The sequence below is a fragment of the Streptomyces sp. NPDC057654 genome (assembly GCF_042800135.1).
Classification (GTDB): domain Bacteria; phylum Actinomycetota; class Actinomycetes; order Streptomycetales; family Streptomycetaceae; genus Streptomyces.
Map to the genome: position 1 here is coordinate 1 of NZ_JBHVHQ010000189.1, position 11,779 is coordinate 11,779.

Genomic DNA, 11,779 nt, shown 5'->3' on the forward strand with positions numbered 1-11,779 from the left:
GGGGAGGGCCGCCCGTACCGGACGGCCCTCCCCTCATCGGCTGTGCGCGCGTCAGCCCTTCTCGCCCAGCACGTCATTGACCTTGGCGCGGACGTCGTCGGTGGCCAGACCGCGGATCGTCAGGGTCGTGCGGCGGCGCAGCACGTCGTCCTCGGTCTCGGCCCACTCGTGGTCGCGGGCGTAGACGGCCTGCGCCCAGATCTCGGGGGCCTCGGGGTGGATGCGCTCGGCCAGCTCCGGGTTCTCGTTCGCCATGCGGGCGATCTCGAAGGCCAGCGAGCCGTAGTGCGTGGCCAGGTGGTGCGCGGTCTCCGGGGCCATCCGGACGCCGTTCGCGCCGCCGTCGACCAGCAGCCGGTGGGTGACCGCGTCCGGGTTGGCGATGCCGGGCAGCGGCATGTGCTTGGGCAGCTGCGAGATGGGCTCCATGTCGCTGCCGAGCGGGTGGCCCGGGAGCTGCGCGAGCTTGTTCATCACGGTGCGGCCGATGTGCCGGAAGGTGGTCCACTTGCCGCCGGCGACCGACAGCATGCCGCCGCTGCCCTCGGTGACGACCGTCTCGCGCTTGGCCTTGGAGGTGTCGCCGGGGCCGCCCGGCAGCACCCGCAGACCCGCGAAGGAGTACGTGATCAGGTCGCGGGAGAGCTGCTGGTCCCGGACGGAGAACGCGGCCTCGTCCAGGATCTGCGATATGTCCTTGTCGTTGACGGCGACGTCCCGCGGGTCGCCCTCGTACTCCTCGTCGGTGGTGCCGAGCAGGAGCATGTCCTCCCAGGGGAGGGCGAAGGTGATGCGGTACTTGTCGATCGGGGTCGCCAGCGCCGCGTTCCAGGGGGAGGTGCGCTTGAGGACGAGGTGCGCGCCCTTGGACAGGCGGATGCTGGGGGCCGCGTTCTTGTCCTCCATCGCGCGGAGGTGGTCCACCCAGGGGCCGGTGGCGTTGAGCACCAGGCGGGCGTCGACGCCGAACTCGGTCCCGTCCACGCCGTCCTTGAGGTCCGCGCCGGTGACCTTGCCGTGCGTGAAGCGCAGGCCGGTGACCTCGGCGTGGTTCAGGACGGTCGCGCCGGCCTCGACCGCGGCGCGTACGGTCATCAGCGCCATGCGGGCGTCGTTCATCTGGCCGTCGCCGTAGACCGCGACCGCCTTCAAGTTGTCGGTCCGCAGCTCCGGCACGTCGCGCGCGGCCTTGTCGGCGCTGATGACGTGGCCGACGCCGTCGCGGAAGGCGGACAGCGCGGAGTACGCGAAGACGCCCGCGCCGAGCTTGGCCGCGCCGTGCGGGCCGCCCTTGTAGACCGGCAGGTAGAAGGTGAGCGGGTTGGACAGGTGCGGGGCGACGTCGTGGGAGACGGCGCGGCGCTCGAAGTGGTTCTCGGCGACGAGCTTGACGGCGCCGGTCTGGAGGTAGCGCAGGCCGCCGTGGAGCAGCTTGGAGGAGGCGGAGGAGGTGGCGCCGGCGAAGTCGCCGGCGTCCACCATGGCAACCCGCAGACCCGACTGCGCGGCGTGCCAGGCAACGGTGATGCCCAGAATGCCGCCGCCGATCACCAGGAGGTCGTACGTAGCCTTGTTCAGCTGTTCCCGGGTCTCGGCGCGGCTCGGGTTCGAACCGGCAGCCGGGTGCGTCCCGAGGGCCGGGACGCTCTGCAGGGTGCTCATGTTGGTTACTCCTCGTCCTCGATCCAGCCCATGGTCCGCTCGACGGCCTTGAGCCAGTTCTTGTACTCGCGGTCACGCGTGTCCGCGTCCATCCGGGGGGTCCACTCGGCGGCCCGGCGCCAGTTGGCGCGCAGGGCGGCGGTGTCCGGCCAGAAGCCGACGGCCAGGCCGGCGGCGTAGGCCGCGCCGAGGCAGGTGGTCTCGGCGACCATCGGGCGCACCACGGGGGCGTCCAGGAAGTCCGAGAGGGTCTGCATCAGCAGGTTGTTGGAGGTCATGCCGCCGTCGACCTTGAGCGAGGTCAGCTCGACGCCGGAGTCCTTGGTCATGGCGTCGGTGATCTCGCGGGTCTGCCAGGCGGTGGCTTCGAGCACGGCGCGGGCGATGTGCGCCTTGGTGACATAGCGGGTCAGGCCCGCGATGACGCCGCGCGCGTCGGAGCGCCAGTAGGGGGCGAAGAGGCCGGAGAAGGCGGGCACGAAGTACGCGCCGCCGTTGTCGTCGACCGAGCTGGCGAGCGTCTCGATCTCGGCGGCGCTCTTGATCAGGCCCATCTGGTCGCGCATCCACTGCACGAGCGAGCCGGTGACGGCGATCGAGCCCTCAAGGGCGTAGACGGGCTTCTCGGTGCCGATGCGGTAGCCGACGGTCGTCAGCAGCCCGTTGTAGGAGTTGACGGGCTCCTCACCGGTGTTCATCAGCATGAACGTGCCGGTGCCGTAGGTGGACTTGGCCTCGCCCTCGGAGAAGCACGTCTGGCCGAACAGGGCCGCCTGCTGGTCGCCGAGCGCGGAGGCCACCGGCACGCCGTCCAGCGCGCCGCCCTTGGCGGTGCCGTACACCTCGGCGGAGGAGCGGATCTTGGGCAGCACCTCGGCCGGGATCTGCATGGAGGTGAGGATCTTCGGGTCCCACTCCAGGCCGCGCAGGTTCATCAGCAGGGTGCGCGAGGCGTTGGTGACGTCGGTGACGTGCACGCCGCCGTCGGTGCCGCCGGTGAGGTTCCAGATGACCCAGGAGTCCATGGTGCCGAAGAGGATCTCGCCGCGCTCGGCGCGCTCGCGCAGGCCCTCGACGTTGTCGAGCATCCAGCGGATCTTGGGGCCGGCGAAGTAGCTGGCCAGCGGGAGGCCGGTCTCCCGGCGGAAGCGGTCCTGGCCGACGTTGCGGCCGAGCTCCTTGCAGAGCGCGTCGGTGCGGGTGTCCTGCCAGACGATGGCGTTGTGCACGGGCTCGCCGGTGGCCTTGTCCCACAGCAGCGTGGTCTCGCGCTGGTTGGTGATGCCGATGGCCTTGACGTCGGCGGCGGTGATGCCCGCCTTCTCGATGGCGCCGGCGACTACGAACTGGACGTTCTCCCAGATCTCGGTGGCGTCGTGCTCCACCCAGCCCGGCTTCGGGAAGATCTGCTCGTGTTCCTTCTGCTCGACGGCCACGATGCGGCCGTCCCGGTCGAAGACGATGCAGCGGCTGGAGGTGGTGCCCTGGTCGATGGCCGCGATGAACGGGCCGGTGGTGTGTGCGTCGGTCACGGTGTGCTCCTGGAAATTCTGTGGTCTCGGCGGGGGCTCAGGCGAAGGCGAGCTGGTAGATGCCGCCGGCGAGGGCGCCGCCGAGCAGCGGGCCGACGACGGGGATCCAGGCGTAGCCCCAATCGGAGCCGCCCTTGTTGGGCAGCGGCAGCAAAGCGTGCACGATGCGGGGACCGAGGTCACGTACCGGGTTGATGGCGTAGCCGGTCGGACCGCCCAGCGAGAGGCCGATGCTGGTCACGACGAGCGCGGTCATGAGCACGCCGGTTCCGGAGACGCCCAGGCCCTTGGTGAGGCCCTGGGTGAGGATCGCGAGGACGAGCACGGTAGTGGCGATGATCTCGGTGGCGACGTTCTGTACGACGTTGCGGACCTCGGGGCCGGTGGAGAAGATTCCGAGCACCGGACCGGCCTTGGGGGCGGCCGCCTTGTCGACCATGCCTTCCTGGCCGTTGTGCGCGGCCAGCACCTCGGGGTCGGTGAGGTGGGCCCTGAAGAGGCCGTAGTAGGTGATCCACATCAGCACCGCGCCGATCAGGGCGCCGAGCAGCTGGGAGCCGAAGTAGAGCGGAACGTCGCTCCACTTGGTCGTGCCTTCGATGGCCAGGCCGACGGTGACGGCCGGGTTGAGGTGGGCGCCGGACTTCTGGGCGATATACGCGCCGGTCAGAACGGCGAAGCCCCAGCCGAAGGCGACGGCGACCCAGCCGGCCTGGAAGGCCTTCGAGCGCTTGAGGGTGACAGCGGCACAGACGCCGCCGCCGAGCAGAACCAGTACGGCGGTGCCGATGGTCTCGCCAGTGAAGATATCGGAGCTGGACACCAGTGACTCCTTTGTCCTTCGTCCAGATGGACACCGAGAAACGCCGTACCCCGGGTCCCTCCGGTGGTCCGCGCCCCCGGTGAGGGCGGTTGGTCGGCCCGCGGCAATGTCCACCATAGCGAATATTGTCGTTAGGTGTTCGACAATGCCGACCGATGAACGGCAGTTTTGTCCACTGTTAAGTGCCCGTCAAGAGTCATGTGACCGAAAACTCCCGGCCATGCGGGGGTAACTTTTCGGTCGAACGAGGGAGGCGCGGGACGTCGCAGAACGCCAGAAGCCGCCCGAAGCCCTCAAAAGCGGGCTACGGACGTCGGATGCGGGCCTCGGACACGAGTCTCAGAAACGGCCCGCGCCCAGGTCGCGCGAGACGGCGCGGGCGCAGTCCCGTACGGCCGCGACCAGCTGCGCGCGCAGCTCGCCGTCCTCGCAGACCCGCTCCACCGCCCCGGTGATCCCGACCGCGCCCACCGGCATCCGCCGCCGGTCGTGGATGGGGGCGGCCACCGAGGCGACGCCGTCCCAGGTCTCCTCCACGTCCGAGGCCCAGCCGCGGGCCCGGGTGAGATCCAGCACGCCCTCGAAGTCGGCGAGGCCGGTGACGGTCCGCGAGGTGAACGCCTCGCGCTCGCCCTCGATCGCCTCGCTGTGCGCCACCGGGTCATACGCGGAGACCACCTTGCCCAGCGCCGTGCTGTGCAGCGGCTGCATCGCGCCCACCTCCAGCACCTGACGGCTGTCGTCGGGCCGGAAGACATGGTGGATGACCAGCACGCCCTGCTGGTGCAGCACGCCCAGATAGACGCTCTCGCCGCTGGAGCGCGCCAGGTCGTCCGCCCACACCAGGGCGCGGGCGCGCAGCTCGTGCACGTCCAGGAAGCTGTTGCCCAGCCGCAGCAGCTCCGCGCCGAGCTGATAGCGGCCCGAGGCGGGGTCCTGCTCGACGAAGCCCTCCTGCTGGAGGGTGCGCAGAATGCCGTGGGCGGTGCCCTTCGCGAGCCCCAGCGAGGAGGCCACGTCGGACAGGCCCAGGCGCCGCTCGCCGCCGGCCAGCAGCCGCAGCATCGCCGCTGCCCGTTCCAGCGACTGGATGGTCCGAGCCACCGCGCAACCTCCCTCACACGCCGTTCGACAATGCTGAACACTATCGGTCGATGCCGACCCCGCGGTACCCGTCGGTGCCGGTCGGAGCCCTGCCGCCCATCTTCGCGCCGCCATGGAGCCGCCCGCTCCGGGGCGTCCGCCTCGTGGGACGCCCGCACCGACCCTTGTGCTGCCCGCTACCCTGGCCGGGTGCGCCGTCCACCGGAAGGCGCAAAGCCGACAGCCGTCGCAACCCTGGGAGCAGTTCCATGGCCGTGAAATCGCCATCTTCCGCAAGCGCAGCCCGAGCAGCCGCACTCCGTGAGGCTCTCGCCTCGCGAGTGGTGGTGGCGGACGGGGCGATGGGCACGATGCTCCAGGCGCAGGATCCGAGCCTGGCGGACTTCCAGGACCTCGAAGGCTGCAACGAGATCCTGAACGTCACCCGCCCGGACATCGTCCGTTCGGTCCACCAGGAGTACTTCGCCGTCGGCGTGGACTGCGTCGAGACCAACACCTTCGGCGCCAACCTCGCCGCCCTCGGCGAGTACGACATCCCCGAGCGCATCTTCGAGCTCTCCGAGGCCGGCGCGCGCATCGCCCGCGAGGTCGCGGACGAGTTCGCCGCCGACGGCCGCCCCCGCTGGGTGCTCGGCTCCGTCGGCCCCGGCACCAAGCTGCCGACGCTCGGCCACGCACCGTACCCGGCGCTCCGCGACGCCTACCAGCGCAACGTCGAGGGCCTGATCGCGGGCGGCGCGGACGCCATCCTGGTGGAGACCACCCAGGACCTGCTCCAGACCAAGTCCTCGGTGATCGGCGCCCGCCGGGCGCTCGCCGCCACCGGCGCGGACCTGCCGCTGCTCGTCCAGGTGACCGTCGAGACCACCGGCACCATGCTCCTCGGCTCCGAGATCGGCGCGGCCCTCACCGCGCTGGAGCCCCTCGGCATCGACATGATCGGCCTGAACTGCGCCACCGGCCCCGCCGAGATGAGCGAGCACCTGCGCTACCTCTCCCGGCACGCCCGTACCCGCGTCTCCGCCATGCCCAACGCCGGCCTGCCGGTGCTCGGCAAGGACGGCGCGCACTACCCGCTCTCGCCGGGCGAGCTGGCCGACGCGCACGAGACCTTCGTCCGCGAGTACGGACTGTCGCTCATCGGCGGCTGCTGCGGCACCACCCCCGAACACCTGCGGCAGGTCGTCGAGCGGGTCCGCGGCATGGAGCCCACCGCCCGCAGCCCCCGCCCCGAGCCGGGCGCGGCCTCCCTCTACCAGACCGTGCCGTTCCGCCAGGACACCGCCTACCTCGCGATCGGCGAGCGGACCAACGCCAACGGCTCCAAGAAGTTCCGCGAGGCCATGCTGGCCGAGCGCTGGGACGACTGCGTGGAGATGGCCCGCGACCAGATCCGCGAGGGCGCGCACCTGCTCGACCTGTGCGTGGACTACGTGGGCCGGGACGGCGTCGCCGACATGGCGGAGATCGCCGGCCGCTTCGCCACCGCCTCCACCCTCCCCATCGTGCTGGACTCCACCGAGCCCGCGGTCCTCCAGGCCGGGCTGGAGAAGCTCGGCGGCCGCGCCGTCATCAACTCCGTCAACTACGAGGACGGCGACGGGCCCGAGTCCCGGTTCGCGCGCATCACCACGCTCGCGGCCGAGCACGGCGCCGCCCTGATCGCGCTGACCATCGACGAGAAGGGCCAGGCCCGCACCCCCGAGGAGAAGGTCGCCGTCGCCGAGCGGCTGATCGAGGACCTCACCGGCAACTGGGGCATCCTGGAGCCGGACATCCTCATCGACTGCCTGACCTTCACGATCTGCACCGGCCAGGAGGAGTCCCGCAAGGACGGCATCGCCACCATCGAGGCGATCCGGGAGCTCAAGCGCCGCCACCCCGACGTGCAGACCACCCTCGGCCTGTCCAACATCTCCTTCGGCCTCAACCCGGCCGCCCGGATGGTGCTCAACTCCGTCTTCCTCGACGAGTGCGTCAAGGCCGGCCTGGACTCCGCGATCGTGCACGCCTCGAAGATCCTGCCGATCGCCCGGCTGGAGGACGAGCAGCGCCAGGTGGCCCTCGACCTGATCTACGACCGGCGGCGCCCCGCCGAGGGCGACACACCCGGCTACGACCCCCTCCAGCGGTTCCTGGAGCTCTTCGAGGGCGTCGACACCAAGTCGATGAAGGCCGGCAAGGCCGAGGAGCTCCTCGCGCTGCCGCTGGACGAGCGGCTCCAGCGCCGCATCATCGACGGCGAGAAGAACGGCCTCGCGGCCGACCTCGACGAGGCGCTCGCCGACCGCCCCGCCCTCGACATCGTCAACGACACGCTGCTGGCCGGCATGAAGGTCGTCGGCGAGCTGTTCGGCTCCGGCCAGATGCAGCTGCCGTTCGTCCTCCAGTCCGCCGAGGTGATGAAGACCGCCGTCGCCCACCTCGAACCGCACATGGAGAAGTCCGACGACGACGGCAAGGGCACCATCGTGCTCGCCACCGTCCGCGGCGACGTCCACGACATCGGCAAGAACCTCGTCGACATCATCCTGTCCAACAACGGCTACAACGTGGTCAACCTCGGCATCAAACAGCCCGTCTCCGCGATCCTGGAGGCCGCCGAGGAGCACCGCGCCGACGTCATCGGCATGTCCGGACTGCTGGTCAAATCCACGGTGATCATGAAGGAGAACCTGGAGGAGCTCAACCAGCGCAACATGGCCGCCGACTTCCCCGTCATCCTCGGCGGCGCCGCCCTCACCCGCGCCTACGTCGAACAGGACCTGCACGAGATCTACGAGGGCGAGGTCCGCTACGCCCGCGACGCCTTCGAGGGCCTGCGGCTGATGGACGCCCTCATCGCCGTCAAACGCGGCGTCCCCGGCGCCACCCTCCCCGAGCTCAAGCAGCGCCGCGTCCCGCAGCGCGAGACGCCGCTGCCCGAGGAGCCGGCGGCCGACGAAGGGCCCGTACGCTCCGACACCGCGACCGACAACCCCGTCCCCGCCCCGCCCTTCTGGGGCACCCGGGTGATCAAGGGCATCGGCCTCAAGGACTACGCGTCCTGGCTGGACGAAGGCGCCCTGTTCAAGGGCCAGTGGGGCCTCAAGCAGGCCCGCACGGGCGACGGGCCCAGCTACGAGGAGCTGGTGGAGAGCGAGGGCCGGCCCCGGCTGCGCGGCTGGCTGGACAAGCTCCACACCGACAACCTCCTGGAAGCCGCCGTGGTCTACGGCTACTTCCCGTGCGTCGCCAAGGGCGACGACCTGATCGTGCTGCACGAGGACGGCTCCGAGCGCACCCGCTTCACCTTCCCGCGCCAGCGCCGCGGACGCCGGCTCTGCCTGGCCGACTTCTTCCGCCCGCAGGAATCGGGCGAGACGGACGTGGTCGGCTTCCAGGTCGTCACCGTCGGCTCGAAGATCGGCGAGGCCACCGCCGAACTCTTCGGCTCCAACTCCTACCGCGACTACCTGGAGCTGCACGGCCTGTCCGTGCAGCTGGCCGAGGCCCTCGCCGAGTACTGGCACGCGCGCGTACGGGCCGAGCTCGGCTTCGCCGGCGAGGACCCCGCCGAGGTCGAGGACATGTTCGCCCTCAAATACCGCGGAGCGCGCTTCTCACTGGGCTACGGGGCCTGCCCCGAGCTGGAGGACCGGGCGAAGATCGCGGACCTCCTGGAGCCCGAGCGGATCGGCGTGCAGCTCTCGGAGGAGTTCCAGCTCCACCCCGAGCAGTCCACGGACGCGATCGTCATCCACCACCCCCAGGCGAAGTACTTCAACGCACGCTGACCGCCTCCACCACGCACGCCGACCGCCTCCCCCACCGGCCGGGACCGCCCGCCGGAACGATCCACCGCGCACCGCGGGCGCCCGACGTACACTTATCGGTCCGGTAAAGGCCGGTCGTCTTCCCTCCGGGAACGGCGACCGGCCTTCGCGTCCCTTCTGTGAGGTGTGTGCGGATGACCAGCAGCATCCCCGCCGTCGACACCCGTACGGCCGAAGACTCCGCCCTTCAGGCCGTACTGCTCGACATGGACGGCACCCTCGTCGACACCGAGGGCTTCTGGTGGGACGTGGAAGTCGCGGTCTTCGCGGAGCTCGGGCACACGCTCCTCGACGAGTACCGCGAGGTCGTCGTCGGCGGGCCGATGACGCGCAGCGCCGCCTACCTCATCCAGGCCACCGGCGCCCGGATCGCCCTCGCCGAGCTCAGCGTGCTGCTCAACGCCCGGTTCGCCGAGACGATCACCGGCGGGGTGCCGCTGATGCCCGGCGCGCGGCGGCTGCTGACGGAGCTCGCCGCCCACCGGGTGCCGACCGCGCTGGTCTCCGCCTCGCACCGGCAGATCATCGACCGGGTGCTCGGCACCCTCGGGCCGGAGAACTTCACGCTGACGGTCGCCGGCGACGAGCTGGAGCGCACCAAGCCGCACCCGGACCCGTATCTGCTGGCCGCCGCCCGGCTCGGCGTGGACCCCGCGCGGTGCGCCGTGGTGGAGGACACCGCGACGGGCGTGGCGGCGGCGGAGGCGGCCGGCTGCCGGGTCGTGGCGGTGCCCTCGATCGCGCCGATCCCCGCGGCGGCCGGGCGCAGCGTCGTCGGCTCCCTGGAGGAAGTCGACGTGTCTTTTCTGCGGTCCCTGATTACAGCAATGCACTGAGCGTGCACTGAGCGTGGGTCGCGTAATGCGCCGGGGAACGCTCGGCACAGGCGCGCTTATTTTGCGTGACCCGCACATCGAATACGGCGTCCGAATTGCAGGACGCCGCAACCTCTTCGGGGGAGTGAGGTTTATCACGGGCGGCGGCGTCGACAAGGGGGTCGATGATCGCCGCGACACCCCCGCGGACCCGTCCTGGCGCACCCTTGTGTCCCGATTGATGATCTCGCGTACGAATCGTTCCGGCGTCCGGATATCGGTGAATGGCGGCCCGTTATCGGGGCGTGATATCACCTCAACTCGGCCGCGTTCCAAAGTTGCTGGCCGCGCGCACTAATGTCTTCGCGAGAACTTCACCACTGACCCTGTGGCCAGCGCACCCGACGTCGGTATGGTCCCGGGATCGATCGCAGGGAGAGCCCCGACAATGAACCGCAAGACGCTGGTGCTGCCGACCGTGGTGGGCCTGTTGGCCCCTGTGCTCGTCGCCTGTGGCGGGTCCGACGGCGCCGGCAAGGACGGCGGGGCCATCGTCATCGGCAGCACGGACCGGTTCGAGCTGTCGAAGGACACGCCCGCCCCCTTCGACCCCGCCGAGGTCTACGACATCGCCGGCCTGACCGTGCTGCGCAGCACCTTCCAGACGCTGCTGCGGCTCCCGCGCTCCGGCACCACCCCGGTCCCGGACGCCGCCGAGAAGTGCGGGTTCACCGACCGCAAGAGCGAGCAGTTCCGCTGCACGCTGCGCGAGGGCCTGAAATTCTCCAACGGCCACGACCTCACCGCCAAGGACGTGAAGTTCTCCATCGACCGCGTCCGGAACATCAACTTCAAGAACGGTCCCGCCTCGCTGTTCGACAACGTCGACCGGGTGGAGACGCCCGACGACCACGAGGTCGTCTTCCACCTCAAGACGCCCGACGCGACCTTCGCGCAGAAGATCTCCACCCCGGCCGGCGGCATCGTCGACAGCGAGGTCTACGACCCCAAGAAGGTCCGCGACGGCTACGAGATCGTCGGCTCCGGCCCGTACACGCTCAAGGCCGACGCGACCGACGGCCACGTCAACAAGATCGTCTTCTCGAAGAACTCGCATTACAAGGGCGGCCTGAAGCTCCAGAACGGCAAGGCCGAAATGCGCTTCTTCGCGGGCTCCAGCGCGATGGAGAAGGCGCTCAAGGCCGGCGACATCGACGTCATGAACCGCTCGATGTCCCCCGAGCAGATCACCCGGCTGCGCGCCTCCACCTCCAAGGACATCAACATCGTCGAGTCGCCCGGACAGGAGATCAGCTTCCTGGCCTTCAACACCGACGACCAGTCGGTGAAGAACAAGGCGGTGCGCCAGGCGATGGCGCAGATCGTCGACCGGGACGCGCTGAGCCGCGACGACTACGGCCGTACGACCACGCCGCTGTACTCCCTGGTCCCCAGCGGCATCACCAGCCACCAGAACTCCTTCTCCAACAAGTACGGCGAGCCCAGCGTCGACAAGGCCCGCAACATCCTCCAGAGCGCGAACATCACCACGCCCGTGCCGGTCACCCTCACGTACACCACGGACCACTACGGTGAGGCGACCGCCAAGGAGTTCAAGGGACTCCAGGACCAGCTCAACGGCAGCAAGCTCTTCGACGTGACGATCAAGGGCGTCGAATGGTCCAAGTTCCGCCCCGAGAGCATCTCCGGCAAGTACGCCGTCTACGGCATGGGCTGGTTCCCCGACTTCCCGGACCCCGACAACTTCATCGCGCCGTTCTTCGGCGAGGGCAACTTCCTCAAGTCCCCCTACCGGAACAAGAAGATCACCGACAAGCTCATCCCGGACACCCGGCAGGAAGCGCGCCGCGACTCGGCCGCCAAGATCTTCCAGCAGGCCCAGGACATCGTCGCCGAGGACGTGCCGATCCTCCCGCTGTGGCAGGGCAAGCAGTACGTGGCCGCGCGCGAGAACATCACCGGCGTGGAGTGGGCGCTCAACTCCTCCTCGCAGATCCAGCCCTGGGA

Annotated in this window: 7 protein-coding genes; 3 read left to right on the forward strand and 4 right to left on the reverse strand. The window is 69.9% G+C overall.

Features of this window, described 5'->3' with window-relative positions; genetic code table 11:
• Positions 1-51: 51 nt before the first annotated feature.
• The 4 genes from ACFU99_RS16805 to ACFU99_RS16820 all read right to left on the reverse strand — a co-directional run bounded on the left by ACFU99_RS16805 (position 52) and on the right by ACFU99_RS16820 (position 5,121).
• On the reverse strand, positions 52-1,662 hold the full coding sequence (locus ACFU99_RS16805) for an FAD-dependent oxidoreductase (protein WP_384392059.1): 1,611 nt from the start codon (positions 1,660-1,662) through the stop codon (positions 52-54).
• Between the two features lie 5 nt (positions 1,663-1,667).
• Entirely contained in the window at positions 1,668-3,194 is a 1,527-nt protein-coding gene (glpK, locus tag ACFU99_RS16810; RefSeq protein WP_384392062.1) for a glycerol kinase GlpK, read from the reverse strand.
• Between the two features lie 37 nt (positions 3,195-3,231).
• Positions 3,232-4,017, reverse strand: coding sequence for an MIP/aquaporin family protein (locus tag ACFU99_RS16815; protein ID WP_384392064.1), 786 nt, complete (start codon positions 4,015-4,017; stop codon positions 3,232-3,234).
• 339 nt (positions 4,018-4,356) lie between these two features.
• Positions 4,357-5,121 carry an IclR family transcriptional regulator gene (locus ACFU99_RS16820; RefSeq protein WP_384392067.1) on the reverse strand — a complete coding sequence of 255 codons (765 nt, stop codon included), beginning with the start codon at positions 5,119-5,121 and terminating at the stop codon, positions 4,357-4,359.
• Positions 5,122-5,369: 248 nt separating this feature from the next.
• On the opposite strand from ACFU99_RS16820, the gene metH reads away from it, so the two are divergent.
• The 3 genes from metH to ACFU99_RS16835 form a co-directional block, all read left to right on the forward strand.
• Positions 5,370-8,897: a methionine synthase gene (gene metH, locus ACFU99_RS16825; RefSeq protein WP_384392070.1), complete on the forward strand. Its 3,528-nt coding sequence runs from the start codon at positions 5,370-5,372 to the stop codon at positions 8,895-8,897.
• 173 nt (positions 8,898-9,070) lie between these two features.
• Positions 9,071-9,772, forward strand: coding sequence for an HAD family hydrolase (locus ACFU99_RS16830; RefSeq protein ID WP_384392072.1), 702 nt, complete (start codon positions 9,071-9,073; stop codon positions 9,770-9,772).
• 427 nt (positions 9,773-10,199) lie between these two features.
• A partial coding sequence (locus ACFU99_RS16835; RefSeq protein ID WP_384392075.1) for an ABC transporter substrate-binding protein occupies positions 10,200-11,779 on the forward strand: 1,580 nt, incomplete at its 3' end.

Bases quoted from the DNA above. Each gene is read 5' to 3' on its own strand.
- ACFU99_RS16805 (WP_384392059.1), bottom strand. From the start codon at position 1,662: ATGAGCACCCTGCAGAGCGTCCCGGCCCTCGGGACGCACCCGGCTGCC.
- metH (WP_384392070.1), top strand. From the start codon at position 5,370: ATGGCCGTGAAATCGCCATCTTCCGCAAGCGCAGCCCGAGCAGCCGCA.
- ACFU99_RS16830 (WP_384392072.1), top strand. From the start codon at position 9,071: ATGACCAGCAGCATCCCCGCCGTCGACACCCGTACGGCCGAAGACTCC.